This window comes from Paenibacillus sp. NPDC101420, assembly GCF_050277435.1.
In the GTDB taxonomy this organism is placed as follows: domain Bacteria; phylum Bacillota; class Bacilli; order Paenibacillales; family Paenibacillaceae; genus Paenibacillus_AQ.
This window is the reverse complement of record NZ_JBNNSE010000002.1, coordinates 1,068,922-1,094,900: the sequence shown is the minus strand read 5'-3', so window position 1 is coordinate 1,094,900 and position 25,979 is coordinate 1,068,922. Positions and strand designations below refer to the sequence as shown.

The following is a 25,979-nucleotide window of genomic DNA, read 5'->3' as shown; positions in this document are numbered from 1 at the left end:
TAGATTAGGCTTCTCATCAAATAAAAAAAGACCGTTTCGGTCTTTTGTACAACTTCGAACACCCCAACTCATGTTACAATACAACCTGAACTCATACTTTACGAAGGCGGTTGATACTGTTGATTTACATCATCAAATTTGTATACAGCTTTGTGCTTCCTCCAGGACTTTTCATCCTACTTCTGCTCGGTCTTGTCATTTGGTTATGGAAAAAGAACCGTCGCCCTGCGATTGCCCTGCTTGGCGTTACACTGCTTATGTATTTCTCCATGACTTCCTTAGTCAGCGATGCGTTAATCGGAGGTTTAGAACGAAAATATCCTCAACCGGATACATTGCAAGGAGATGTCATCGTTGTTCTTGGTGGAGGTGCAAGCTCTGGGACACCGGATATTGATGGCGAGGGCAACTTATATGGATCAGCAGCGAATCGGCTAATTACATCTGTACGACTACATAATGCAAGTGGTTTACCCATCCTATTCTCTGGTGGACAAGTCTTCTCCGACAGCGGCAATGAAGCGGATATCGCCAAAAGACAACTCCTTGGACTCGGTGTCCCCGAAGAGGATATCCTGACCGACAATCAATCTCTTAACACGGAGCAGAATGCTGTAAACACCGCCGCAATCCTACAAGAGAAGGGACTTAAGCGTCCTGTACTAGTCACATCAGGGTTTCATATGCCCCGCTCGATGCAGCACTTCAAGAATGCAGGGCTAACAGCGCAAGCTTTTCCTACAGATTATATCGCCAGCGCTGAATTTTCGTTGCAACCCTCAAAGTTCACTCCTTCGCCAGGAGCCATGTCGACTACAGGCACAGCCTTGAAGGAGTATTTAGGTCTTCTTGTTGCTCATCTATTTAATTAGATCTGTGAATTTTGCATTTGTTACCCCTGCAAGAAGCTGCGGTGATACATCCATTTGTTGACCAATTTTCCCGGCGCTAACGGCTATCGTTTCCTGACTTTCTGCGCTGCTATCAATGAACGTCGGATATAGCTTTTTCATACCGACTGGTGAACATCCACCACGGATATAACCCGTCCACTTCTGCAAGTCCTTCACTGGCAGCATCTCAATCTTTTTCTCTCCGGCGGCCTTGGCCGCCTTTTTGAGATCCAGCTCCTCAGCAACCGGTATAACAAATACATAAAGATTTGCTCCGCTATGAGCGACCAAAGTTTTAAAAACCGTCTCTGCCGCCTTTCCAATCTTCTCCGCAACTGCCGTACCATGGATTAGTCCATCCTCGTTGTCATAAACAAACACTTCATATCCAATTTTCTTCGCATCTAGCATTCGCATCGCGTTGGTTTTGGTTACTGCCATATCTGATCTACCTCTCTTTAATCTATTCGATACTATATGGTCAAAGAGGCCCCAAAGCCAGCATGGCTCACAGGACCTCTTATTGCTGCGTTCCCATTAATCTCTGGGATAATTAACTTGCATAATATCCATAAACGGAACTTTTTCGATACCTTCGTTTTTACTGATGTGTACTTTTCCTGTCCGCGAGTCCATTTCTACAATCGTTCCGCGCACCTGTTCTTCTTTTCCCCATACGGTCAATAAAATCTCAGAACCTTCTTGCTTCGCTTCAACTAGCTGATTGCCTAGCTCCTCAAGTACAAATTCATCTCTTGTGGGCCGCTTGGCCACTTTTGCTTTTGCCACTATACTCCTCCAATAAGCGATTACAGGTATTAAGTATTTTAAAATACTAAGTATGAATGCTCTCGTTTATTATATCATGTTTCAGTTTAAGGCTCGAACCCCTTCTGGCTCAAGAAAAGCTCATCTTCATTAAAAACACTCCGGAGTCCATCGTACACCCTGCGATAAGCCGCCGGATCGTACCATTCTTCCAATTGCAGCTCTTCATATAGGGAATAAATACCTAATCTCCGTGTCCGTTTGCCCCCACTGCCATCTCCCATAAAATAATCGTCGATACAGACCCTATCCACCAAACCCCTTAGGATCTCTGGAAAAGAAGTGCTGCTTGGCAATACCGGAGCGATGGTTGCTTGAACAGGAATGCCCGCTTCACGCAGTAATTTCAGTGTCTTTAATCTTGCAGAAATGGGCGGAGCACTTGGTGTGAATTTTTTGCGAATATCTTCACGATCCGTCTCTACAGTCATACTCACGCGAACCTTGTCTTCTAAGCGTAATAATAAATCTATATCTCTGCGTACGAGCGGACTGCGCGTCTGCACGAACAGAAAATCGGGCGGGGTCTCCACCATAACCTCCAGCAAAGCCCTGGTTACCTGCTCCTTGTGCTCTATCCGTTGGTATGGATCTGTACTAGAGGACATAAAGATGGAGACCGGTCCTTTGGACTTTGCTTTCAGGAGTTCTTTGCGTAAGATAGCTGCAGCTTCTTGTTTGACATCTACCCACGTTCCCCATTCCTCTTGGCGAAACAGTGAAACAGGCATTTGACGCACATAACAATAAGAACAGCCATAAGTACAGCCGGTATATGGGTTTAAAGAATGACTATATCCGTTCAGATAACCCGTCCCTTTATTTAGTAAGGTCTTTGGGGTTTTGTACTGGATCTCAATATTCATAATTCTAGAGCACTCTTTCCACTTTCCAAATTAAGCAGCCTAGTCTTCATCTCTAATCCCCCGCGGTAGCCAGTTAATGTTCCATTCTTGCCAATGACTCGGTGGCAGGGCACCGTAATTAGTATCGGATTTGCACCTATGGCCGTCCCTACCGCGCGTACTGCAGCAGGCTTTTGAATATGTGTGGCGATGTCCGAATAAGACCACGTTTGTCCATATGGGATTTCACATAACGCTTTCCACACCGCGAGTTGAAATGGAGTCCCACGATAGTCAAAAGGAATGCTGAATGCCTGCCGTACCCCTTGCAAATATTCGATCAGTTCCTGTACAAATGGAACCATTTTCTCATCGTCCTGCACCAGTTTACTTTCAGGAAATCTACGGCTGATCCAGTCACTCATTTCTTCGAATGGCTTCTGCTGCGACCCCACATAACTTAATCCTTTCTCCGACGCTGCGATATAGAAACTCCATTCCTTATAAGCTAGCAATGTCCAGTATATGATTGCACTTGGTCTATTCTCCATTTTTCTGTACCTCCATGAATAATTCAGAATGATTCGTTGATTCTAATTTGTTAAGCTGTCGATACTTCGTTGGGGTAAGCCCCGTCTTTTTCTTAAATAAGGTAATAAAATACGACGTATTTGGCAGACCCACATGTAATCCAATATCAGCTACATCCCGATCCGTGGTAACCAAATATTCAGATGCCTGATCGATTCTCTTTTGCTGTATATAATCCGCTGGAGTGATTCCCGTTACTTTCTTGAAGGTTCGATGGAGATGATAAGGGCTTCCATGACAGACTTCTGCCAGCGTTTCAAGAGTAAGAGGTTCATGATAATGTTTGTCGATATATTCAGTCATTACAGCCACCCATTCCTTATCCGGCAGCCGCTCACCCGTCGGTTTGCATCTTTTACAGGGACGAAATCCAGATTCTAATGCTTGTTCTGCATTTTGAAAGATACGTGCATTCTCACGATTAGGTGCTTTGGACTTGCAGGAAGGTCGACAAAAGATTCCCGTAGTCTTCACAGCATAAAAGAATTTTTCGTTATAAGCTGCATCATTTTTCAAAATAGCCTGCCATTGCTCCTCAGTCATCTTTTCCACTTCTCCACTCTTATCCATACGATTCACCTCTAAACCAAGTATACCCCGCTACTGGGTCATCTGTACTCATTCTGGAATGTAAAAGCAAGATAGTGAAATCCAAGAATGGTGAGATTGCTCGTAATTACACTTTGTTTATCGAATCCGCACTTCCTTTGTCAGCCTTGCAGGGAGCAGCAATTGAACAACGAATTACTCATAACATGACTACCTGAACTGGAGGAATCAAAATGGAAATTCTGAAAACAAAGGATGCCGCAGAGCTGCTGTCAGTAAGCCAGACTACGATCAAACGTTGGGCTGCTATGTTCCCTGATTTTTTTCCAAAAGACCGGTTTGGCCACTATACATTCTCAGAGCAGCAAATCAGCTTGCTTAGTCATATTAAAGACCGCATTAATCACGGAGAACCACTAGAGAGTATTCAATTAACTGACTCGAATGAAAAGCAGATGTCTACGTCACCGCAAGATCCACTTCATCCCACAGACGCTGAGCCTATGCAAGATATATTATCCCGGATTCATTATATTGAACGTACACTCGATCAAAAAGCCGACGAAGTAGTCATGATACAGTTGCTTCAGCAGCGTGAAGAGCTTGAGGATCTGCGGATAATGATCAAACAATTAGCAGCAACCCTAGAACCCATGCAAGCTTCAAAAGGCAACGTCTTCACATCTAACGAAGCTTCTCGTCCCGTTACTACTACAAGGTTGCCCTCTCCACCAAGGAAACGTGGTCTATTACGCTCATTCTTTTTCCTGTAAGCCTGAAACGCAAAAGAACCTACTTCTAACTAGCGTTGAAGTAGGTTCTTTTTAAATGTCGTAGGACACGCATGACAAAGTCAGCGATTAACGGTTAGGTAATCCCCTATTGCTTCTGCAATAAAGCTGAGCCTGCGATTCCTGGATGCGTCATTTCGTATGGGTCCAGAATCAGATTGAGCTCTTCCTCGGATAACACATTATACTTAAGGCACAATTCACGAACAGATTCTCCTGTCAAAATCGCCTCACGAGCAATACGTGAAACCACTTCGTAGCCCAAATGTGGGTTAACCGCAGTAATGATTCCGACACTCCGCTCCACATCCCGCTCTAGCTTCTCTTTATTGGCTTCAATACCAGCCAGACAGAAATCTGTGAAGACTTGGAAGGAGTTGTTCATGATGCTGATGGACTGAATGAGATTAAACACTAGAACTGGCTCCATAACATTCAGTTCCAGTTGACCCGCTTGGGAAGCCAGACAGATTGTATGGTCATTTCCTATCACTTGAAAAGCTACCTGATTGATGACCTCTGCCATAACCGGATTAACTTTACCTGGCATAATGGAGGAACCAGGCTGGCGAGCAGGTAATGAAATTTCATTAAACCCTGTCCGCGGGCCGGAGGCCATGAGTCGAAGATCATTAGCAATCTTGGACATGTTCATCATGCAGACTTTTAGCGCAGCAGATACTTCTGTGTATGCATCTGTATTTTGCGTAGCATCCACAAGATGATCTGCAGTAACTAGCGGCAATCCACTTATTTCGGCCAAATGTTCTACAACCACTTCGATATATCGAGGGTCAGCATTTAATCCAGTTCCTACTGCCGTTGCCCCCATATTCACTTCATACAAATGATGACGTGTATGTTCAATACGTTTGATATCTCTCTCAAGTACTCTGCGATAAGCCTCGAACTCTTGGCCCAGACGAATTGGCACTGCATCTTGTAGATGCGTGCGTCCCATTTTTATAACCGGATCAAATTCCTTGGCTTTGTCTGCAAACACCTCATGCATTCTGCGCATAGTAACAAGCAGTTGTTCCAGAAGAGAAAGCGTCGCAATATGAATAGCCGTCGGGAATGCATCATTTGTAGACTGCGCCATATTCACATGAGAGTTGGGACTTAGATGACGATAGTCTCCTTTTTCATGACCAAGCAGCTCTAATGCACGGTTAGCAATGACTTCATTGGCATTCATATTTAACGAGGTACCTGCACCACCCTGTATAGGGTCTACAATAAATTGTTCGTGCCATTGACCTTCGATGATCTCATCTGCTGCTTTCACAACAACTTCTCCAAGCCCACGATAGAGCCTGCCGATTTCCATATTTGCAAGCGCAGCGGCTTTCTTTACGATCCCCATCGCTTTGATTAATTCATTGTGCACTCTATAACCCGTAATTGGAAAATTCTCTACTGCGCGTAATGTCTGAATCCCATAGTATGCGTTCTTATCTACTTGTTTGCTGCCTAGAAAATCATTTTCTACACGAAATTCAGTTCCTGTCACAGTAAATCCCTCGCATTCTTTGAGTTAGGTTTGAACGGATTTAAGAAAGCGCATTCATTCATATGTCTCACTTAGATATTAACCTTTATTGTGATAAATGTCTCTCATAAAATTAGAGATTAATGTAATTAATTTCAAATAAGATTACGAAAGCCTTGCCCTTAAAGGAAAGCTAGTTTTTATTAGGAGTAAATTTCCAATTGAAGCTATAGCATAGTATGCGCATTTATAATATAAAAAAGCCGACCTTAAGGTCGACTCCATCCAAACTTAACTCACAACTATGTTGAGTTCTTATTAAACCGTATAGTTCTCCAAAGAGATCTTCACACCATTCAGCAAAGCTCGCGGTTGCTCTGACTCGCTCTTCATACTCAAATGCAATCTATCGCCATTACTGGTCGTATAATGAGCCGCCAAGCCGCCTTCCATCTCAAATTGGGGTTCATTATGGGCCATTGCTATTACGAATGCATCCATTCCGATGATGCCACGCTCTGCAGACTCCTTAACACCGATCGCCTCAACGATCACCCCACCCGGCATCCCTTGAACGGTTACCTCAATGTATCCCGGACGTTCCTGTAGTTGGTACGATTGAGATAAATATATTGCGAAATAGACATCCCCAACCTGACCGAATAAGGCGTTCGGGTCTTGCATCCACTCCCCATGAGGAAGAACACCGATGATCGTATTCTTTTCCCCCTGAGGAATGGGAAATAAAGAAATAACTACATTTTTGTGATAGAGGACCTCCATATAACGGCTCTGATGGCGAGGATCTCCCTCATTGTAGCCTTGACCTGGATGGAAGAAAAATAGCTGGTTGGACCCTCCTTCTCCATTCACAGGCAGAGAGAAAGTCCAACGGAGCTGTTCATTATCAAATTCCTCTACTCGTTCCCACATCCCGCCTGCTGCAAAATCCTCTGTAATATAGGCATAGGAATGAAGCAACGGTTGAGCGTTCGGATTTGCCGGGACTACCTTCTGTGTAATCTTGGTGGTTTCCACTGGCGTCCGCCGATTCATTGCAGCTGTTAAAGCCTCATCTGGTGCTTTATAGAATAGGAGTCCAGCGTATTCCGTGCGTGGCATTGCCTCTGAAAGCTTGAAGTCCCCGAACTGAACATAGTCATGAAGCACATTAGCATCCCCTGGTACATCATGTGGCCAACCTCTAGAATGTGCACCCACCCAAGCTCCATGTAAATAAAACTCTGCTCTTACCTTCCAAAGATGATCAAGCATGTCTTTAAGAGTAGTTATTAAATCCGTATCTTCTGTCGGGACAAGCTCCAAAGCGCAGGTAAACGCTTGTATCCAATGCCAGAACCACGGGAGACTGCCGTATTCTGGCATACCCTTAGAGCGGATGTATGTCAATGTGTCCTTCAAGCTTTGACGACCATCCTCAACGAGCACATCATCTGCAAACATAGTGCCAAAAATCAGCTTTGCTGCTGTATATTTCGCTTCATGATGCCCAAAAGTGATTACCGGCTTACGGTAGAAATCACTCCGATAAATGTGTCCAAATGCTGTATTCAGGACAATGCGAAGTTGAGCGTTTAGTGCTCCACCATATCTTTTGCAAAAGTAGGCCATCAGACTGCCCATAATTTCTACAGGCAATTCATGCGGCGAAGCCTCACGTGGAACCGGATTCAATCCAAGCGGCCAGTGCCCATATAGCTCCGTGCCAGGTTGACGATTCTGTAGCATTAATGTCTCTAGCAGCACATCCTGTGCCTTCTGTTTCGCTTCTTCCCGGTCAAAAGGCAACGACAAAGAATCATCTACTGCAGCTGCAAAAAGATATGAGGCATAATAAAAGTTATTTCGCACATCATCGTGGAACCAGAGTCCACTCTCAAGCAGAGGCTGTCTCTGCGCTTCCAGCGCTATACTTATAATGATTTCTTGTTGACGGTCCTGATAAGTACTCTGAATACCATTCGACTCCAGCATTCAAGTTCAACCTCCCACATCTCAATTTTCAATAGTATGATAACAATCCTATAAATGAGAACTAAGCATTTTAGATCTATTGTGCACACTTTTCGTTCATTTGGCAATTATTAAAACTTATAAATAAACTAAAATGAACCAACATCTAAAAATAAACACTTGTAATATGAACGTATATGGAGTAAATTGTACCTATACGAACGAAAATATGCTTGTGAAGGAGATTGAATATTCCATGGAAAGACGTTTTGCATCCCATCCTAATGAAGTTAAGCAGTTTGACACTGAGCGCCTCCGTAAGGAATTCCACATTCCTGTCATTTTTGCACCAGATGAACTGAAACTTGTACTTACCCATGAGGATCGCATGATCGTTGGCGGTGCTAATCCTGTTAAGGAAGAAGTTGCACTTACAACTGACCTTAAAGAACTTGGGGTTACTTACTTCTTGGAACGCCGTGAGCTGGGGATCATCAATGTTGGCGGTAAAGGTTCGGTTATTGTCGATGGTACAGAATATGAAGTAGATTTCAAAGAATGTCTGTATGTCGGTCAAGGTTCTAAAGATGTTATCTTCAAAAGTGCAGACGCTTCCAAGCCCGCTAAATTCTATTTGAATTCTGCGCCTGCTCACCAGTCCTATCCAACTACCAAAACCACTCTGGCTGAATCCGAATCTGGTGCAATGGGCGGTTTGGAGAACTCCAATGAGCGTACCATTCACCGGTTCATTCATACAAATGGCGTGCAAAGTGCTCAGCTAGTTATGGGTATGACTCAACTGAAGCCAGGTAGCATGTGGAATACGATGCCAGCACATACACATCCACGCCGGATGGAAGCATATTTCTATTTCGATCTACCGGACGATTCCGTTGTGTTCCACTTGATGGGAGAGCCTAATGAAACTCGCCATATCGTAATGCAAAACGAACAAGCGGTTATTTCTCCAAGCTGGTCCATCCACAGTGGTGTTGGTACTCATAACTATACTTTTATCTGGAGTATGGCTGGCGATAATAAAAGATATGATGATATGGACCCCGTATCCATGAAAGAACTACAATAGAGATAAGCTAAAACGCCTTCGGCGTCCTTTTAAGGACGATAAGCGTTTATGCGAGAATTATAAGGAAGAGTCTAGCGTGAAACTTAAACTTTCTTATAATTTTAATCAATTACGGAAAGCTGAGGCAAGCGGATGAACCCGATACGACGACATGAGATGATTATGGAAGTTATGCTGAACCAAAAAGATGTAACGGTGAATGAACTGAGCGATAAGCTACAAGTTACGGGAAAAACAATTCGTGAGGATTTAAGCAAGCTGGAGGAGCAAGGACTGATCGTACGTGTACATGGCGGAGCTGTGCTGGCACAAAGCGACCAGTTTGGTATTTTGCCCTCTAAGGATCCATTGGATAAGTATTCCGACGAAAAAACAGAGATCGCCTTGCGCGCGCTTGCTCATATTGAACAGGACGATATTATAGCTCTTGACGGCGGGAGCACAACGCTTGAAATTGCCCGACGCCTGGACAATATGCCTCTAACGGTAGTCACCAATGATGTATACATCATCAGCGAACTGGTTCCCAAAGATCATATTCGTCTCGTCGTTCCCGGAGGTTACCGTGTCCGCAATATGTTGGCCGGCCCTGAAGCCGTCTCCTATGTGCAACAACTTAATATTCAAAAAGCATTTCTGTCCTCGACAGCTGTTCATATCGAACATGGACTTTCTATTTATACAGGAGATTTAATTGAGTTTAAGCAAGCCCTTGTGTCTACTGCCCGTAAGGTGTTCGCGGTTGTGGATCATCATAAATTCGGCCAAACTGCGCTGCGTACATTCGCTTCTCTGCAGGAAGTTGACGTTATCTTGACAGATAAAGGACTCTCTCCCGAAACAGCAGAACAGTTCCGCAGCGCAGGCATTGCCATTGAATGTGAGTAATAACGGAATCAAATCCATTTAAATCAAAGGGGCGTAATTTATAATGTCATCATCATTATTCAGCTTGGCAGGTAAAACAGCACTCGTAACCGGTGCTGCTCAAGGTCTTGGACAAGGCATTGCCCTTGCCTTCGCAGAAGCAGGTGCGGATATTGCATCCGTATCGCTTAATACAAGTCAAGAAACCGTAAACGCTGCAAAAGCTTTTGGTGTAAAAGCGGTTAGCATCGAATCTGACTTAAGTGATCATAGCAACCTGCAAAACACATTTGACCAAGCACTTGAACTGACTGGTCATGTTGACATTCTCGTGAACTGTGCAGGAATGATCCGCCGTACTCCGGCAAAAGACCATAGTGAAAAAGACTGGTTCGATGTTATTAACCTGAACTTGAACACAGTGTTCCTTCTGTCTCAGATCGCTGGCCGCCACTTCCTGGAAAGAGGATCCGGCAAAATCATTAATATCGCCTCTATGCTCTCCTATCAAGGCGGAATCAATGTCCCTGGCTACACCGCGAGTAAGCACGGGGTTGCAGGTCTTACTAAAGCTTTTGCCAATGAATGGGCAGGCTCCGGTCTGAACATCAATGCGATTGCACCAGGCTACATGGCGACTGAAAATACAGCTCCAATCCGTGCTGACCAAAGCCGCTCGGATGCTATCTTAGATCGTATTCCAGCTGCACGTTGGGGAACACCTGATGATCTTAAAGGTCCTGCTGTATTCTTAGCTTCCGCAGCATCCGACTATTTGAATGGTCATATTCTTAATGTTGACGGCGGATGGATGGCTAGATAAATAACCTGAAATATTTAACCCGCTGCCTGAAGCAGCGGGTTATTTTTACTTAAACAAGCTTGTAATGGATTCCCCATCAAATTTACTAGTAATCTTAAAATTTCCAGAGTGATACTTACTATTACTAGATCGATCGCTGAAATACAAGTAATCTGTGCCAAAGAGTGTCATTCCAAAGCGCTGATCTTTATTTACATATATTCTTATCCAATAGGTCTCCGCAGGTCGTTCTGATGCTTCACTTCTTTTTAATTTCACGTCAGAAAACTCATGTATGATCTTTTCAATTTCTTTCGGGTCATCCACTTTAATTTCTTGTTCATTAGAACTCTTAAGAACTCTAATGGAGGTGATTTGAGTAGCATCGATTCGATCCAGTACAAGATTTTGAAATGAATTATAACTGTGATATAAGGGAACTCCATAAAGAAGCAGATTTATTACTATAAGAAACAATAAAAATAATTTACTTTTTTTCATAATTATTAGCCTTCTATCTCCACAAATTCTCCCGGATGTGCCCGAATATACTCGCCAATCAACCTGTGGCTATCTTCGGCTATGTTCTTAAATCGTTCAAATAAACCACTCATCTCATTCAACAACTCAGGATCTCGATCGAGATCCGTGATGGTAGCATCAACCCACTGTATTCCAAGTCGATTGTTTCTTTCTTCGAGAAATGCCTTTGTTTCCTGAAGCAAAAGAATCATCGGATCATCGCCAAAAAATCGTATGCCTCCCATCACCCCTGTCCAATACCCCGGCAGGTCTTGCATGTAAGAAATCCAAGCATAATACTCCCCTTCGGAATTACGGCTGTGATCATGCATTACTCTGAACATACAAAGTGCTTTCTGTCCGTCTGTGAGCTTTGAGATCACTTCGGATTTGATCGATGGTGATTTTGCGCGAATCTGCTGAAAGGTAGGCTCCATACAGGCCCATCCTAATCTTTCATCACTAAAAGTGTCCAAATCCTTCTGCTTCATGGTTACTAAATTCATTTAACTCCTCCTTTGATTAACATCCAAAAATATACATTTCATTCTAGCGGTTGTCAATAAGAACCTCCCTAACATTTAGGGTAATTCGAACGTTTTTATGATAGGCTTTAGAAAGAAGAAATCATCACAAAGGAGCTTTTCTATGCATAATGAGATACTTACCATTTTTGATGAAGCAGGCAACCGAACAGGTACGGCTCCACGTGAAGAGGTACATCGGTTAGGTCATTGGCATGAGACCTTCCACTGCTGGTTCATAAGCAAAGATCAGGAAATACCCTATATCTATTTACAACTTCGGAGTAAACAGAAACAAGATTATGCTGGGCTACTGGATATCACGGCCGCCGGACATTTGCTAGCAAACGAAACTGTAGAAGATGGAACACGCGAGGTTCATGAAGAGCTGGGACTGGATTTATCCTTAAAAGACCTGATCCCGCTAGGAACAATTCCTTACAGTATGAAAAAAGAAAAACTTATCGATAATGAACGAGCGCATGTCTTTGTTTATAACAATCCCTATCGTCTAGAAGATTTCCAGCTACAAAAAGAAGAGGTCGCCGGCATTGTCAAAGCTAAGTTCTCTGATTTTCGCAGATTTTGGCAGGGAGAAATACATAGTCTACAAGTCAACGGTTTTCAAATCGATCCGCATGGACATAGAATTACTATTGAGCAGGATGTAGACAAGACCCATTTTGTACCTCATGAAGTGGGTTATTATACTCGTATTATCGAGGGTATTGAAGCAATATTTCTAAAATCACCAGTAGTAACGGAGGACAAATGATTATTAATCAACGAACATTTACCGTGAAAGACATCCATTACACCATAAGATCTGCAATCACTACGGATGCTATGGCATTATCTGAATTAAGAGTACAAATCGATGGTGAGACCGAGAATTTAGACAGAGAACCAGGGGAGGCTTTTATAGACGAAATAGGGTTTCAGCAGCTTATTCTATCTGATTCAGAGAAACTAAGAAACTTATTTCTAATCGCGGTAGTTAATAATCAAATCGTTGGGTTCTCTAGATGCGAAGGCCATTCATTAGCAAGATTCGCTCATAAAGTCGAGTTCGGAGTATGTGTGCTGCAGGATTATTGGGGTTATGGAATTGGAAGGAATCTTTTAGCAGAATCTATTGCTTGGGCCGACGCTAACGGTATCCAAAAAATCACTTTAAATGTCCTCGAAACGAACGACAAAGCTATCACCCTTTATCAGAAGCTTGGCTTTGAGATCGAGGGAATATTAAAAAATGATAAGATTCTTGCTGACGGAAAATTCTATAACACGATTATGATGGGACGATTCGCGAATTGATCCTACATGTGTAAGAAAAAAGGCAGAACCTGAATCCCTCAGGTCCTGCCTTCTTTTTATACTAACGATTTACGCTTCAACATTGCGAGATCATTCACCGCTAGATTCAATACAGCCGGAACTGCAGTACCTGAGCTCAAATCTGTATAATCCGCTCCATCTAATTTGACTGCTTGCGGACTGCCACTGTAGTTTTGCACAAAGATATAATCGCTTTCTCCATCGGTACGAAGCTGCGCTGTCACACCAGTTGGAAGCTCACTATCAAGTGCACGGGTAATTCCTGCTTTAGCAGTGATCGCGGCATACAATTCAACGTAGAAAGAAGCGTCTTTCACACGAGTAGCGAGGTGATATGCATTTCCTTCACCGAAACGATTTACCGTAAGTGCTGGACGGCCAGCATAGAAATCACTGCGATAAGTGCCTAATGCTTCCGCACCTTCCAAGTGGATCAGCTCAGCAATTTCATGCGCATCATAATCTCCACTTAGATTAAGTGCATTGCTCGCCTGCATTACAACACCATTCAAATCACGGCTATGCAGCCCTTCGGTCTCTTCTGCCCAAATGCCGAGCGTTCTACGTAGTGGTCCAGGGAATCCACCCAAATGACATAAATCCGTTTCGTTAACGACACCAGACCAATAGGTTGCCAGGAAAGTTCCGCCCTGCTCAACAAACTTCTCGATGCGCTTTCCATTCTCTTCACTGATCAGATATAACATAGGTGCGATCACCAGCTTGTAAGCGGACAGATCATCCCCCGATCCGATCATATCAACTGGAATGCCTAGCTCCCAAAGGGCACGATAATGCTGTAGTACAGTCTCCTCATAACGCAATCCGGAATTACGAATGCCTTGCGCATCCTTGATCGCCCAGCGGTTGTCCCAGTCGAAAATAATCGCTGTTTTTACTGGAGTTGATGTACCTACTACTTCTGTCATTCCCGCCAGCGTCTTTCCTACCTCTGTAACGTCTTTAAACACACGAGTCTCGGAGTGGCCGCTATGGTCAACAACTGCACCGTGGAACTTCTCACTAGAGCCCCGGCTTTTACGCCATTGGAAATATTGAACGGAATCCGAACCATGTGCTACCGCTTGAAGTGAAGACAGCTTGTGCATGCCAGGACGCTTCAGCTTACTGACCGATTGCCAGTTCGTAAGAGATGGCGTGCTTTCCATGAGCAGGAACGGTTTCTTTTTAAAAGAGCGCATTAAATCGTAGTGCATCGCCGTCCATGCTGCCAGTCTAGCATCGTCACCGTCTTCAGTATAATGCCATTCTGGATAAGCATCCCATGAGACAACATCCAGAATTTTGGCTAGTTCGCGATAATCAATGCCATCGATCATATGCATATTCGTTGTAATAGGCAGTGCAGGATTGTAAGGACGAACAACATTGATCTCATGCTGACAGAAGTCAATCGTCCGTTCACTGACAAACCGCCGCCAGTCGAGGTTCAAGCCGTGAACTTGTGTCTCTCCATGTGGAGCCGGGGATTCAATCTGTGTCCAAGAAGTGTAGGTATGACTCCAAAAAGTAGCCCACCAAGCATGATTCACCTCATCCAGACTGTTATTGTATTTGACCTTTAACCAATCTCTAAAAGCATTCTGACAAAGATCACAGTGACATTCGCCACCGAACTCATTCGAAATATGCCAACCGATAACCGCAGGATGCTGGCTATAACGTTCTGCTAGCTTCGCATTTAAAATCGCAGTCTTTTCCCGATACACAGGCGAGGTGAAACAATGATTATGACGGAAGCCATGTAAATTGTGAACACGATTACGTTCCACTCTTAGAACTTCAGGGTACTTCTCAGACATCCAAGCAGGTCGTGCTCCACTAGGAGTTGCCAGGAAAGCATAAATCCCATTCTCTGCAAAAGAATCCAAAACACTATCGAGCCAATCGAAAGTGAACACACCTTCTTCAGGCTCTAGGGATACCCAAGAAAAAATTCCGACAGACATCACATTGCAATTCGCAAGCTTCATCAGACGAATATCCTCACGCAAAATTTCTGGGTACTTCAGCCATTGCTCAGGATTATAATCGGCACCGTGCAGCATCACTGGAGCTTTGCTGCTAATCGGGGAGTGTTTTTTAGTCATAATGTAAGATCATCCTCTCAATTCTGCCCATTTCTTAAATGGGACTATTCTCTGATGAGACGCTAGATGCTTAAGCTATCAAATTCACGAATCATCATTTATACTATTTATAATATAAGAACATTCATCCCGATCAGTAGGAATATACTCTCGAAGTGATAGTACAAAATGAATATGAGGTGAATCATCCTGCTTCCTTTTTCACTGATAGAACTACCGCGCGACGCTGAGACGCTTCCCTTATATCCCTACTCTGTAGGTCGTCATATACAATTTCATCATGTTCGCCCTACAGGTTTTCCTGTTCATCAAGTTTTCCTGATTCGTACCGGAACTGGGTTGTTTCGTGATCTGGAGACCGGTACTGAAATCATACTAGAACCTGGAATGGCTTTCGCTTTCCCACCGGATCGAGGACACGAATATTACCCTACCTCACATGAACCATGGCATGTCGGTTTCATCGGAATCGAAGGGAGTCAGTCGCAAGGAATGCTGGAGGGGATTGGCCTTCTCCCTTCTCTCCCCTATCATCCTGCTCATTTTGAACAATGTTGGGAGGAAATCGGAAAGATCTGGCATACGGTGAACAATCAGACGGCTAGTCGTCAAGACGAGCAAGGGATGGAGGATCTATCTATAACCCTATATAGATTACTTCTGATGTTACGTCGTTCTGAATCCATACACTCCTCAGGCAGTCGTTTAGAACTTGAGTCTGTGCGTAATGAAGCGTTGGCTAAAGCGGTTGAACTTATTAACGAACATTATACTGAGCCACTCCTTATCTCCAATCTAGCTGCTGCTGTGGGGTATTCCGTCCAGCATTTCCAGCGTCTATTCGTACAGGAATATGCCGTAACTCCACATAAGTATCTACAGAATCTGCGACTAGAACGTGCGATACAGTTAATGACAGAGAATGCTGATATTCTCGTTCAGGATATTGCGATTCAACTGGGAATGGAGACGAATTATTTTATCCGAATCTTCCGAAATACTTATGGCTGTACACCTGGGGTGATGAAGCTTTGGCTTTTAGAGGGTGAACAAAAAAGATAACGAAATCCAAAGGGATATCGTTATCTTTTCATTTAAATATGGGATGAAGTTAATCCCGCAGCAATTCGTCCCTCACTTCGGTCAGTAAGAATCCAAGTAGGTTCCTACCTCGCCATTTTGCGGGATTCTCCGCATCCGGATTGGACTGGCTCATGCCTATTCCCCAAATGCGATCCTGTGGGCTAGCTTCGACGAGAATACGGTTTTTCGTTGACTTTAGGTATTCGCTAAGCTTCGGATTCTGCGAAAATTTGGCTATATTTCCTCTTTTGACAATGTCATAGCATTCTTTATCCCAAGTGTCATTTTCGAAGTTTCTTACTGCACGCCCGTAGGCTTTCATCTCCTTGGGATGCTTAGCTTTAAGGATCGCGTCCAACATATCGTCATCTCCAAACAGTCTTGCTTTCTCGGACATCATAAACTGCTCGACACAGGAATACTCGATCCCCTCTACCACGAAAGGACTCATCCACCATTGGCTGAAGCAGCTTTTGTCGACGCCGTCGTGCTTTGGCGGTGTATGGCCCCAGAAGAACACAAACTTGAACGTTTTGCCCGCGATATAAGCTTTTCTTAACTGCTCTATATTGTATATCATTGATATTCCTCCATATTTCTCCGATATAAGCGGGAAGGACGGTGTCCCGCATTTTCAGTATAATGATCGGTCTCCGCTACGAGATCCGCTACTTTACGCCGGAATGCGGCTTTCAGCAGCTCTTTGTCTAAGATCACCTCATAAACCTGCTGCAGATCCGTCAAAGTGAAGAGACCCGGCATCAAGTTTAGCGCAATATCGGTGTAATTCACTTTTCCCCGCAGTCTCTCAATAGCGCAAGCTATAATCTTCGCATGATCAAAAGCCAACCCGTCATTTGATACAATGGAGTATGCGGTTGACGTAGAGGCCGACTTTGATGTCATCGTCCGACCCACAACTGCCGTAAACTCTTCTTCATCGCTGCTTAGCTTGAGCTCGTATTCCTTCGTTTTCACATACCCATCCTCAATAATCTCTTTCCGCTCGCGCAGAAGCCGATAGGTTACCTTGAACCAGGCAGCATGGACAGCGTCATCTCCTGCTTTCAGCTGTACCTGATCACTGTTGATTAAGGCCATGTAGCTGCAGCTCATCACCCAGGTACGAGGGTCCCTTCCAACATCGCTGAAGGTGTACAACTGCTCCAAATAAACGTCATCCACACCGGTTTCCTCACTCAGCTCCCTCACCGCCGCCTGCTCTGTCGTCTCGTCCGGCCGGACGAAGCCGCCTGGAAGTGCCCAATTGCCCAGGAACGGGTGACCTCCCCGCTGAATGAGCAGAATTCGCAGCTCTTTTTCCGGAAGCTTGCGGTAGCTGTCCGCCTCCGTGTTCGTAACGGTGAAAATGACCATGTCCGCCGCCACCGAAGGCCGCTCGAAATCCCCGGCATGGTACTGCTCTAAAAATTGACGTTCCGTAAGTCCATCGCGATCCAACATATTCATGTATCCTTGCCTCCTTTGTTCTTTATTCTAGCCATTCAACTCTCCAAAATAGTTCCGGTAGGGCTCGAACTTTGCCAAGACCTCACTTACTTTGTGCATTCGTTCCTCTAGGTTTCCTCGCAACGTGATATAGGGAATCCGCCGCTCTTTCAAATCGGCAATGATTTGCTTATGAAAAATATGCCGCTTCTGATCCCCGCTACGGTCCCATGTATCCTCATAAGGAATATCATCGGCACACAGGAAAAACAGATCGTAGCGCTGCGCGTTTTCTAATGCGATCCGGGCTAAGCATTCAGGAGCCCGGCCGTGGTAATCCAAAGCAAACATATATGTGGTAATTGCATTGGTATCGACAAAGAGATATCGGTTAGCTTCCAGCATCGCCTGCTCCTCACGTTCGATATGGCCCAAAGCGATCTCATCGAACGCTTCTAGGCTGATTCTACGATCCACTTGATGCTCGGTCCAGTAATCACGCCCATATTCGCTCGCAAAGGTTGTGCGATACCGCTGCGCCAGCGCTTCGGTGATTGTAGATTTTCCAGTCGACATCGCTCCCACAAAAACCACTTTCGTGATTAACCCCCTATACACGACATCACTTACAAATCTGCGATATTTATAAGGGTCGGCACGTACCATCGTGGCAGAAATCGGCACCCGCTCACGGGCTTCATCCACCCGCCGGTCCGCCGCTCCTAATGCGACACTCATATGCTCACCGTAAAACTCACTAGAGTAAAAATGCGTCACTTGCTCGCCCTTCAACAGCCCTAAAATATACTGCTCCTCTCGAATCTCATGCTCCCGATCGTTCGAATACCCGTCTGGACCGTCCCAAGCTTCGATTACCCGGACCGTCGGATAGAGCTTGCGGATCCAGTTCGCCCGGATATGAAGCGGAATCGGGGTCACCGTCGTTTCGTAGATTACCACAATCAATTCGTCGACCTCTTGCAACGCCGTCTCTATCATGAATTGATGACCTTTATGCAACGGGGCAAACTTCCCCAGTGTTAATCCAAGCGTCTTCATACCGATACCTCCTTAGCCCCTTTATTCCAATTGTAATAGCCGTATGCCGCGTTAATCAGATATGCACTCCACATGACGATCATTAGCACCCCTTCGCTACTGCCTTCCAGCATCCGAATTACCCACAACAACACCGTAAATATATTCAATACAATGTAGACCAGCCATTGTTCCTTAAATCTTCTGACCATTAAAAAGGTAGCCACAATGGATAATACCGTTGTAATAGCATCTATATAAGGCGAGTTCTGCCCTGGGATGAACGATAGCCCGATTCCCAGTAACAGGCAGCCTATTATGCAGACCGCTCCAACAAGGAACAGCCACTTAAGATCCATCTGTCGCATGGATAGTTTGCCGTCTTGGCGGTTGTTTTTCCACATATAGAAGCCAATGACATTCATAGGTACAAAGAATAACAAATTCAGCATGACCTCTCCAAACAAACCGTTTATATAAGCCAAGTACGCGTAACCAACGGTATTGTACATTCCGAAAACATAACTCATCAGGTTTCCTTTCGCCGCGAGCACCACACACAGCACCCCGGTGATAAAGACCGTAAATCCGAATAAGGAATCTTTAGAAATAACCGTAAACGCAACAGCAATAGAGGTAAATAAAACTAGCCAGACGATTTCAAACAGATTCCAACCACCCCATGTTTTATTCACTTTCATCCGCTCCCTTTCATTAAATTTCCTAATCTTCACCATTCAGTTTGTTGTTAGTAACTTTTTGATAATAACAACTTGTTAATATCAAATATAGCAAAAAGGCGAGGAAGATGCAATAAAAAGGTGAGAATAATTTCCAACTTAAGTCTGGACCCAGTCCATGGTCGGTATCCTCTTCCTTAGCATAAGCCTATTTCTAGAATCAGCTAACGGTACTTATTCTTGACAATGATTTCTGGCAAGAATATACGCTGACAAAGGAAAAAACCCGCGATTTACGCGGGTTGGCATTCGAACATGTATTTGTCATCCAGCTACTTCTTCTTCTCTGCTACTACGCTCGAATTATTGCCCACGGGCGTAATTCTTATAGAAATTTGTTACAGCTTAATTAAAAGCTTTATCGGCTGTGGAGTTTGGAGAACATTCTTGCAGATTGTGTTCCCGCTGCTTATGCCGGTGATTGCCACAGTAGCGATTTTAAATACGCTACATTTTCATGCAAAAATATATCATTAACGGCATCACGTCCGGTTCGTTAAAGGGATAGGGAGTTAGCTCTAGCTCTTCTTTCTGCAATCAGTTTTTTCAATGAATAATTTATCTCTCTATATAACAGGCGCTATTTCATTTTTTCCTTCTTAGTATCCTACTCTTTTTTTTGCATGGATCGTAACGGTAATCGGCATATCGGCTTCTGCGTAAATTGATCGTAAGTACTTGGGTGGATGGGTTGCGCAAGATGAAATAACGAATAGTTTCCCCATCAGCGATTGAGTCGCCTGGAATACCTAAAATAGCGTCAACTATTATATTTGTGCTTGTCTGTTTTATAATTTTTAAACCCAACACTCTGCTAGGCAATCCCCCCGTATCTGCATCAGGAGAGTAAAGACGTCCTCGAATGTTTTTAAAACCTGCGGAGCAAATCATGCGATTTGCGTACACATTGTTCCAAAATTGGCGGTAATACCGAAAAATTTTGATTCGGGTCGAGAATCGCAAGGGAAGTCTGTAGTAATCAAAATCACCGATTCGAATCGGTGGACTGTTTAGATCATACGAAAAGACTACTTTCTCCCATGCCTTTTCCGCATTCTGAATAAATGCCATAAGTCGTTTTCTCGAAACCATGCCGTCCCCCTCCTTATCGCTCTTCCATTGCATACTATGTATGTTACCTTATGGAAGGCACGGCAAGAATGGATCCTCGTATTTCATGATTTTTCATTTCATGATGTTTGCCGGCTCATAAGTAAAAACCTTATTTTTGAGACAGCAACTTGTAGCAAGGAACGATTACTGCTCGCACTTCACGCATTACAATCTTCGTTGTCAAGGAGCAAATGAAGATGATAGCGGATATCCGAGCATTGAAAAATAAAACAGATTTCATCCTTGTATACCTACATTTCGGGAGAGAATATCGATCATTTCCATGCAAGCTGCAGCACACAAAAAAAACGCGACTAAACCGTTCCTACCGGCAGCCGCGTCATTTCTTGCTAAGTAATTTTCTTATCGTTCTAGCAGTAAATCTAAATCCCGAAAGCCTGGAGTGCTTTTTCGATGAAATGTCCAAACGTACCTTTCCGGTAAAGCATATGTTGCAGATAACTGAATTTTCAAGGAGGGAAGCATATTGAATAAGAAACGAAAACGTCAACTCCCCGTTCGCAAACAGCAAAACGAATTTATAACACCTGCAATTTTAAGACGAACGATACGAAATGTGCTGCCCTTCTATCGCGAAATCGTGCGCAATCCAGCATACTCAGCTGCATGGGTACAAGCGGTGAATACGATTGATTTTGTGCAGATGGAAAGACTGTTTCAAAAGGTAAGCCATGCCCCAATTGCAGAATTGGGATCAGGGTACAGTTTCGGCTTTCGTACACCTATGCGGGATCGACTATACGTCAACGGTTTTTTTCTTGACCCCGCTCAAAGTAAGTATAAAGTGGGAGAACATCTCGTAGTAGTACAAGCTATTCTTCCCTTATACCTCAGGTTGGCGACTGATATTCCATTTGCAACGCGTGTCACTGCCGCAATTAATTCAGGTAATACGACAAGACTGAACAATTTAATTCGTGGATTAATACGCTCCCGTTTTTTACTAACTATCAGAGCACAAGATTCAGGATTCAGAATCAGCTTTAGATTTCCGATCAGTCGCAAAATATATACTAATTACATCTTACTAGGAATGGGCTAGTTAGTTGTGAAGACTGCCGGCTTTCACTGGTGGCAGCAACTGATTGAACTACTCGCGACTAGAGTGGCAAGATTCCTAAGTACGGGAGACTAACGTTTCTACTTCGCCGCTTCCGCCAACCATGCTTGCATAACCGGTGATTCGGCCCGATTTAAACGTAGGGCAATTTCGGTATTAACCTCATCCGGCGGCATGACTTCGACAAGGACACATACTGACTCTCGCAGCTGATTCATGGCAAACATGCCTTCATCATCAAGCATTTTCATTGCCAGCTCAATGGCCTTCAGCCTCAAATCAAACTCGCGATTCCCTTCGTCATTCTCAAGATCCGCTATGAAAGGACGCTCGATGAATCGTTGTTTAACGTGATCGAAGTTCTCATCCCCGAAACAACAATAGGGTGAATCGGCATAGGACCATTTGATGAGTTCAGCAATTGTCGATCCCGGTGTTTCACTTTCGTCTCCTTGTCTGGTCGATTCCATCTCCAAAGCTTCCCACGACCAGGCGGAGATGCTAGGCGCATGTCCCTCGCCAGTAGTATATAGCGTACAGTAATAATAATGTTCGCCATTTTCAAAAAGAGCACGAAATGACTTTCTGGCAGCAGCGGCGATTTCTATCGCCAGCGTCTCTATTTCTTGCATCGGCTTCATGATAATGGCCCTCCTTTCCATTAGTCGATCAGCTCAGGTTATTTAAGAACGCTCGTCAATCAGACGTTCTAGAAATTCCGCAAACGTTGAAGCATACTTGTCGATCAAATCATTCATGAGATCATAACACATGATCGGAAATTCCCCCTGTTTATCTCTAGTAGACGTATCAAAAAAATAAAGCTCGTCGCTATCCGGCACGAACAAGTCCAGTCTGTGGGGAAACCGACCTACCCACCATTCCTCGGCTTTATTCAGTCTATGTATGTAAAGAAGGTCGCCGTCGTAATACTCTCTATGTTCCGGAGCTGCGATCGCTAGAATATTGCCGTCTCCCAACCGGGCATTACCGTAATGAACCAGCCACCAGCGATAAGATGGCGGCAGGCAGAATCCTAATTCCTCTTCAGCTTCTGCTATCCAGCTTTCTTCCGCACCATGGCCAGGAAACCATTTTAAAGCGGAGGTCGTTTTCAGTTTTTCTGCCAAACGCTCATACATAAGTTCGATCCCCTCTCCTTATACATGGGTTTATTGTAAGTTTTGGATATCTCTCCAATCTTCTACAAATGATTATGCGGCGCTTTTCCTGCTACAATGTTATCAGGATGAACGTCAGTTGGCTCATAGTCATTCATACGGAGAAGGATATACTCAATCTCTTCTAATGGCATCTGCAATTTTTGGCTGACTTCATAAAGACCCATGTCTTGCGAAAGTAGTTTCCGTGCTTGATTTAACTTTCCATTTAGCCAATTGTTTTCAAGCATCCATTTTTTCACCAGATCCAGTAGTTGATTATGAGTTTCCTTATCTGCATGCTTATTATATTTAGCGACTGACTCTGACAAATAGTTACAAAGGTGACTGCCTAATACCTCACGTTGCTCATGCTTGGACATCCGTTGGTACTGTTCATAACTTATGCTGATATCTAATTCGAGGGTATGATCCCTGCTATCAAAACGTCTGGATGTTGTTCGACCATAACTTTCAGGTAAAACACGCAATACAAAAAAGATATCATAGGGAAACTTCCATGTATTTGCTAATTCCTCTAAGGGCAGCAGCTCATCTCTCAATTGACCCACACACGTTCCATGTGTATCCAAAGTAAAAACTAGTTTCATACATACCTCCCTCTCCCATACTTAAGGAGTATCCGGATCATCTGTTATTTTCTGAGATCGCTTCGCAGCCTTTCGACAAGAGCCACTGCTCCATAACTTCAAACGCCTGCCCCGCATCCTGTTCATAGAAGACAGCCACCTCTTGCTGGTAAGCATAATTCAATCGTACATAGCCGCCCAGCTGCCGGTAGAACAGGAAACAAGCATAGGCATTCTCAATGGACAAATCCGGCGGAAATTCGTTTTGGCATAAGTCGGCCAGTTCGGGCAGCGTAAGCTGATCCTGTCCTTGTGGCAAACGCAAAAAGTGATGGCTCCGAGTGCCCGTCCACGGTTCATAGTAGATGCTCTCCCCTTGGCTGATTCCATACACCTGACGATATATTTCATCCATCACCAAGGCGTACATCCTTTCGTCTTCCTGCTCCCGTGCCTGCAGGGAAATCGCCTTTACGTGCTCCGCATGCCGAGGTAGCCAGAGCAGCCTAGCTGTCTGGGGATGTACTGCCAGAAAATCACCGTCCACCGTTGTACCTATAACGATACACTCGCCGATCTGTTGCTCACTAATGGGGCTGTTTTCGTCATGCTCCCATAATCCGTACTCGGCAAAAGGTTTAAGCACCTCCGCATCGGGAAGCTGAACATTCAACCACCCTCTGTAAGTCCCTTCACCGAATCGCCGCAAAAACCGGAGGTAGCCCTGTGGATAAACAGTAACGTCTTCCTTCGCAAGTGCTTGGTTTTGGCCGTCAGATAGCGGTTTTGGCTGAGATACGATGTACATAAATACTCCTCCTGTTAACTGAACGATCCTACCTTTTATTGAAAACCCAATTTTGCTAAAGATTGTTGTATTTCCCGGTCTGCTTTACTTTTGAAAGTTGCAAACTCCACTGAAGATAAAGAATTCGTAAGTTTCTGATGGATAAAGGAATCAAAATCGATTGCCGTCTTGAGAATACGAAGCGTGTGCAGCAAAGGTAGTTGCTCCATTCCCGTCAAACGGGTTAAGCCTTTACAATTCCTAATAGAAAGTTCCTCCAGTGCCTTCATTTCCTGGTTAAAGCTGATTTCCTTCAGTTGGATTTGATCCTCAATAACAAGTCTCTTCAGCGCTTGAAAGGCTGTAATATTGGTCAGGTCATGGAAGCCGCGGACTCTAGTAATCTCCAGGTTCTCGATTGTATTCTCTTCAATTTCATGAATGTGCTCCCGGCCTCCAAGCAAAATGCGAAGGTGCTCCAGCTTCCTCAGCCGGTTAATACAATGTAACGGCAGTTTGCTGATCGAATGCAGCGCGAGATAATTCAAGTTCTCCAGATAACCTATAGCATCAAGGTTTTTAACCTTACCCCCTACATGCAATTCCTCCAGATCAGAGAACTCTCTAAAATATTGCAGGTTGAGAGTCTTTTTATCCGAGATAATGTTTAATTTATTTAGAGAGTGCAACGTATCAATCCCCAGAATTTCCGAATTCTCCAGCTCGTATATGCCTATGCTCAAACTGCGCAGGTGATCCAGCTTCGCCAATGCTTCAGTGTTATGTGCCTGGGTGAGACTATCGAGGTGCAGCATTTTCACATGAGGAATCCGCAAGAGAGTATGACAATCAAAAGACAGCGAATAGTGGGCGTAGAAACGTACTCCGAAATCCTCATTCCAGCGCGCGCAAAGCTCATCCACTTCTTCCAATATGGAGCCATAAAAATCCGGATGAGAAAATTGAATAATCACTTGGTTACCGTCTTGCAAATCCCGCTCGATCAGATCCCGGTCCAGCAGGGCAGGATTATTGATCAGAATCCTTTTTTTCCATATTTTCCGCATTGCTGAATCCTCCTATTTGCCACCCATCACAAGTCCATATTTATTGAAAATCCACGATTTGCTCAAATCTTGAATCGCACCATGGCTTATACGCACAGAAGGCTTTTGCTCCTTCATAGCATCTGCGTCATGCGTCGAGAAGCGAAGCGGCTTTGTCATTTTATTAATAGAGTCTTTTATTTCATCGAAAAACTTATATGTTAACGGCTTATGATCCCTGATATCCTCATAGATATAATACTTCCCGTTTTCATCTTCCAAATCCATTTGAAAGCCTTTAGGAAATGAAAGCAAGATACACGGCAATTCATCCTCTGCCCATTGTCCGTAATAGGGAAAATGGACACCTTCATTTCTCGCAAAAAATCCGGAGCCTTCATTATCAGACGCAACAGAAATGGAATAAACAAAGAATGGGTGACCATCATTCCTTTTTTCCTCTGCCGTAAAATAATGATAAAATGACTGATACGCCTCATACACCTGATTCTGGTCATGCTCTGTCTGGGCATAATTGGTTAGATAAAATTGCGCTTGCTTATGTTCAAAAAGCTTCAAAACGCTTTCAAACTCTTCCGGCCTTAAGAAGAATCTAAGTTTATAAAATCCGCTGTTCTTTAATCTATCCATTTCTTTTCTCTCACCGCCATGTTC

31 protein-coding genes are annotated in these 25,979 nt (G+C 44.1%); 10 read left to right on the top strand and 21 right to left on the bottom strand.

What is annotated here, in order from left to right; translation table 11 throughout:
* Nucleotides 1-119: 119 nt before the first annotated feature.
* Entirely contained in the window at nucleotides 120-872 is a 753-nt protein-coding gene (locus ACQKMP_RS13845; RefSeq protein ID WP_042189281.1) for a YdcF family protein, read from the top strand.
* On the opposite strand, the gene ybaK is transcribed toward ACQKMP_RS13845, so the two are convergent.
* The 5 genes from ybaK to ACQKMP_RS13820 form a co-directional block, all read right to left on the bottom strand.
* Nucleotides 861-1,334 (bottom strand): Cys-tRNA(Pro) deacylase, encoded by a 474-nt coding sequence (gene ybaK, locus ACQKMP_RS13840; protein ID WP_042189283.1) that lies wholly within the window; start codon nucleotides 1,332-1,334, stop codon nucleotides 861-863. The genes ACQKMP_RS13845 and ybaK overlap by 12 nt on opposite strands.
* A 96-nt stretch (nucleotides 1,335-1,430) precedes the next feature.
* Entirely contained in the window at nucleotides 1,431-1,682 is a 252-nt protein-coding gene (locus ACQKMP_RS13835; protein ID WP_042189285.1) for a YolD-like family protein, read from the bottom strand.
* An 86-nt stretch (nucleotides 1,683-1,768) separates the two neighbouring features.
* On the bottom strand, nucleotides 1,769-2,587 hold the full coding sequence (locus ACQKMP_RS13830) for a radical SAM protein (RefSeq protein ID WP_427469566.1): 819 nt from the start codon (nucleotides 2,585-2,587) through the stop codon (nucleotides 1,769-1,771).
* Nucleotides 2,584-3,117 (bottom strand): methylated-DNA--[protein]-cysteine S-methyltransferase, encoded by a 534-nt coding sequence (locus tag ACQKMP_RS13825; RefSeq protein WP_379423842.1) that lies wholly within the window; start codon nucleotides 3,115-3,117, stop codon nucleotides 2,584-2,586. Before ACQKMP_RS13825 ends, ACQKMP_RS13830 begins: the two co-directional genes overlap by 4 nt.
* Nucleotides 3,107-3,727, bottom strand: a complete 621-nt coding sequence (locus ACQKMP_RS13820; RefSeq protein WP_427469565.1) for a bifunctional transcriptional activator/DNA repair enzyme AdaA — start codon at nucleotides 3,725-3,727, stop codon at nucleotides 3,107-3,109. The genes ACQKMP_RS13825 and ACQKMP_RS13820 overlap by 11 nt, the downstream gene beginning before the upstream one ends.
* 74 nt (nucleotides 3,728-3,801) lie before the next feature.
* Here ACQKMP_RS13820 and ACQKMP_RS13815 point away from each other — a divergent pair, with 74 nt between their 5' ends.
* A complete protein-coding gene (locus tag ACQKMP_RS13815; protein WP_339241999.1) occupies nucleotides 3,802-3,924 on the top strand; it encodes a hypothetical protein in 123 nt (40 codons plus the stop codon).
* A gap of 15 nt (nucleotides 3,925-3,939) precedes the next feature.
* On the top strand, nucleotides 3,940-4,479 hold the full coding sequence (locus ACQKMP_RS13810; RefSeq protein WP_042189294.1) for a MerR family transcriptional regulator: 540 nt from the start codon (nucleotides 3,940-3,942) through the stop codon (nucleotides 4,477-4,479).
* 106 nt (nucleotides 4,480-4,585) lie between these two features.
* Here the strand turns inward: ACQKMP_RS13810 and aspA are convergent, their stop codons facing one another.
* Together aspA and ACQKMP_RS13800 are read right to left on the bottom strand one after the other, a co-directional pair.
* Entirely contained in the window at nucleotides 4,586-6,010 is a 1,425-nt protein-coding gene (gene aspA, locus ACQKMP_RS13805; protein WP_042128747.1) for an aspartate ammonia-lyase, read from the bottom strand.
* A gap of 297 nt (nucleotides 6,011-6,307) precedes the next feature.
* Nucleotides 6,308-7,984 (bottom strand): hypothetical protein, encoded by a 1,677-nt coding sequence (locus ACQKMP_RS13800; RefSeq protein ID WP_427469564.1) that lies wholly within the window; start codon nucleotides 7,982-7,984, stop codon nucleotides 6,308-6,310.
* A gap of 235 nt (nucleotides 7,985-8,219) precedes the next feature.
* Between ACQKMP_RS13800 and kduI the strand changes: the two genes are divergently transcribed.
* The 3 genes from kduI (at nucleotide 8,220) to kduD (ending at nucleotide 10,743) form a co-directional block, all read left to right on the top strand.
* Nucleotides 8,220-9,053 (top strand): 5-dehydro-4-deoxy-D-glucuronate isomerase, encoded by an 834-nt coding sequence (gene kduI / locus ACQKMP_RS13795; protein WP_076286208.1) that lies wholly within the window; start codon nucleotides 8,220-8,222, stop codon nucleotides 9,051-9,053.
* A gap of 132 nt (nucleotides 9,054-9,185) precedes the next feature.
* Entirely contained in the window at nucleotides 9,186-9,941 is a 756-nt protein-coding gene (locus tag ACQKMP_RS13790) for a DeoR/GlpR family DNA-binding transcription regulator (RefSeq protein ID WP_076286209.1), read from the top strand.
* A 43-nt stretch (nucleotides 9,942-9,984) separates the two neighbouring features.
* Nucleotides 9,985-10,743, top strand: a complete 759-nt coding sequence (gene kduD / locus ACQKMP_RS13785) for a 2-dehydro-3-deoxy-D-gluconate 5-dehydrogenase KduD (RefSeq protein WP_042189303.1) — start codon at nucleotides 9,985-9,987, stop codon at nucleotides 10,741-10,743.
* Nucleotides 10,744-10,788: 45 nt separating this feature from the next.
* Here the strand turns inward: kduD and ACQKMP_RS13780 are convergent, their stop codons facing one another.
* Together ACQKMP_RS13780 and ACQKMP_RS13775 are read right to left on the bottom strand one after the other, a co-directional pair.
* Nucleotides 10,789-11,223 (bottom strand): DUF5301 domain-containing protein, encoded by a 435-nt coding sequence (locus ACQKMP_RS13780; protein WP_427469563.1) that lies wholly within the window; start codon nucleotides 11,221-11,223, stop codon nucleotides 10,789-10,791.
* 5 nt (nucleotides 11,224-11,228) lie between these two features.
* A complete protein-coding gene (locus ACQKMP_RS13775; protein WP_042189307.1) occupies nucleotides 11,229-11,750 on the bottom strand; it encodes a hypothetical protein in 522 nt (173 codons plus the stop codon).
* Nucleotides 11,751-11,892: 142 nt separating this feature from the next.
* On the opposite strand from ACQKMP_RS13775, the gene ACQKMP_RS13770 reads away from it, so the two are divergent.
* Together ACQKMP_RS13770 and ACQKMP_RS13765 are read left to right on the top strand one after the other, a co-directional pair.
* Nucleotides 11,893-12,543 carry an NUDIX hydrolase gene (locus ACQKMP_RS13770; RefSeq protein ID WP_339242007.1) on the top strand — a complete coding sequence of 217 codons (651 nt, stop codon included), beginning with the start codon at nucleotides 11,893-11,895 and terminating at the stop codon, nucleotides 12,541-12,543.
* Nucleotides 12,540-13,085: a GNAT family N-acetyltransferase gene (locus tag ACQKMP_RS13765; protein ID WP_339242009.1), complete on the top strand. Its 546-nt coding sequence runs from the start codon at nucleotides 12,540-12,542 to the stop codon at nucleotides 13,083-13,085. The genes ACQKMP_RS13770 and ACQKMP_RS13765 overlap by 4 nt, the downstream gene beginning before the upstream one ends.
* A 56-nt stretch (nucleotides 13,086-13,141) precedes the next feature.
* On the opposite strand, the gene ACQKMP_RS13760 is transcribed toward ACQKMP_RS13765, so the two are convergent.
* Complete coding sequence (locus ACQKMP_RS13760) at nucleotides 13,142-15,217, bottom strand: beta-galactosidase (RefSeq protein ID WP_427469562.1); 2,076 nt, start codon at nucleotides 15,215-15,217, stop codon at nucleotides 13,142-13,144.
* 183 nt (nucleotides 15,218-15,400) lie between these two features.
* Here ACQKMP_RS13760 and ACQKMP_RS13755 point away from each other — a divergent pair, with 183 nt between their 5' ends.
* Nucleotides 15,401-16,279 (top strand): helix-turn-helix domain-containing protein, encoded by an 879-nt coding sequence (locus ACQKMP_RS13755; protein ID WP_427469755.1) that lies wholly within the window; start codon nucleotides 15,401-15,403, stop codon nucleotides 16,277-16,279.
* Nucleotides 16,280-16,328: 49 nt separating this feature from the next.
* Here the strand turns inward: ACQKMP_RS13755 and ACQKMP_RS13750 are convergent, their stop codons facing one another.
* The 5 genes from ACQKMP_RS13750 to ACQKMP_RS13730 form a co-directional block, all read right to left on the bottom strand.
* Nucleotides 16,329-16,880 (bottom strand): NADAR family protein, encoded by a 552-nt coding sequence (locus ACQKMP_RS13750; RefSeq protein WP_427469561.1) that lies wholly within the window; start codon nucleotides 16,878-16,880, stop codon nucleotides 16,329-16,331.
* Nucleotides 16,877-17,770: an NUDIX hydrolase gene (locus ACQKMP_RS13745; protein WP_339242015.1), complete on the bottom strand. Its 894-nt coding sequence runs from the start codon at nucleotides 17,768-17,770 to the stop codon at nucleotides 16,877-16,879. Before ACQKMP_RS13745 ends, ACQKMP_RS13750 begins: the two co-directional genes overlap by 4 nt.
* Nucleotides 17,771-17,797: 27 nt before the next feature.
* Complete coding sequence (locus ACQKMP_RS13740) at nucleotides 17,798-18,808, bottom strand: AAA family ATPase (protein WP_339242017.1); 1,011 nt, start codon at nucleotides 18,806-18,808, stop codon at nucleotides 17,798-17,800.
* Nucleotides 18,805-19,482, bottom strand: a complete 678-nt coding sequence (pnuC, locus tag ACQKMP_RS13735; RefSeq protein ID WP_339242019.1) for a nicotinamide riboside transporter PnuC — start codon at nucleotides 19,480-19,482, stop codon at nucleotides 18,805-18,807. The genes ACQKMP_RS13740 and pnuC overlap by 4 nt, the downstream gene beginning before the upstream one ends.
* A 630-nt stretch (nucleotides 19,483-20,112) precedes the next feature.
* Nucleotides 20,113-20,619, bottom strand: coding sequence for a DL-endopeptidase inhibitor IseA family protein (locus ACQKMP_RS13730; protein ID WP_042189324.1), 507 nt, complete (start codon nucleotides 20,617-20,619; stop codon nucleotides 20,113-20,115).
* A 508-nt stretch (nucleotides 20,620-21,127) separates the two neighbouring features.
* Here ACQKMP_RS13730 and ACQKMP_RS13725 point away from each other — a divergent pair.
* Nucleotides 21,128-21,703: a hypothetical protein gene (locus ACQKMP_RS13725; RefSeq protein WP_379423831.1), complete on the top strand. Its 576-nt coding sequence runs from the start codon at nucleotides 21,128-21,130 to the stop codon at nucleotides 21,701-21,703.
* A gap of 98 nt (nucleotides 21,704-21,801) precedes the next feature.
* Here ACQKMP_RS13725 and ACQKMP_RS13720 read toward each other — a convergent pair whose 3' ends face one another.
* The 6 genes from ACQKMP_RS13720 to ACQKMP_RS13695 form a co-directional block, all read right to left on the bottom strand.
* On the bottom strand, nucleotides 21,802-22,362 hold the full coding sequence (locus ACQKMP_RS13720) for a DUF4303 domain-containing protein (protein WP_427469560.1): 561 nt from the start codon (nucleotides 22,360-22,362) through the stop codon (nucleotides 21,802-21,804).
* 42 nt (nucleotides 22,363-22,404) lie between these two features.
* Nucleotides 22,405-22,863, bottom strand: coding sequence for an SMI1/KNR4 family protein (locus tag ACQKMP_RS13715; protein ID WP_042189330.1), 459 nt, complete (start codon nucleotides 22,861-22,863; stop codon nucleotides 22,405-22,407).
* Between the two features lie 62 nt (nucleotides 22,864-22,925).
* Entirely contained in the window at nucleotides 22,926-23,492 is a 567-nt protein-coding gene (locus tag ACQKMP_RS13710) for a hypothetical protein (protein WP_339242028.1), read from the bottom strand.
* Nucleotides 23,493-23,529: 37 nt separating this feature from the next.
* Nucleotides 23,530-24,279 (bottom strand): hypothetical protein, encoded by a 750-nt coding sequence (locus ACQKMP_RS13705; RefSeq protein WP_427469559.1) that lies wholly within the window; start codon nucleotides 24,277-24,279, stop codon nucleotides 23,530-23,532.
* A 35-nt stretch (nucleotides 24,280-24,314) separates the two neighbouring features.
* Complete coding sequence (locus tag ACQKMP_RS13700; protein WP_427469558.1) at nucleotides 24,315-25,325, bottom strand: hypothetical protein; 1,011 nt, start codon at nucleotides 25,323-25,325, stop codon at nucleotides 24,315-24,317.
* A 12-nt stretch (nucleotides 25,326-25,337) separates the two neighbouring features.
* Nucleotides 25,338-25,955, bottom strand: coding sequence for a hypothetical protein (locus ACQKMP_RS13695; RefSeq protein ID WP_427469557.1), 618 nt, complete (start codon nucleotides 25,953-25,955; stop codon nucleotides 25,338-25,340).
* Nucleotides 25,956-25,979 lie beyond the last annotated feature (24 nt).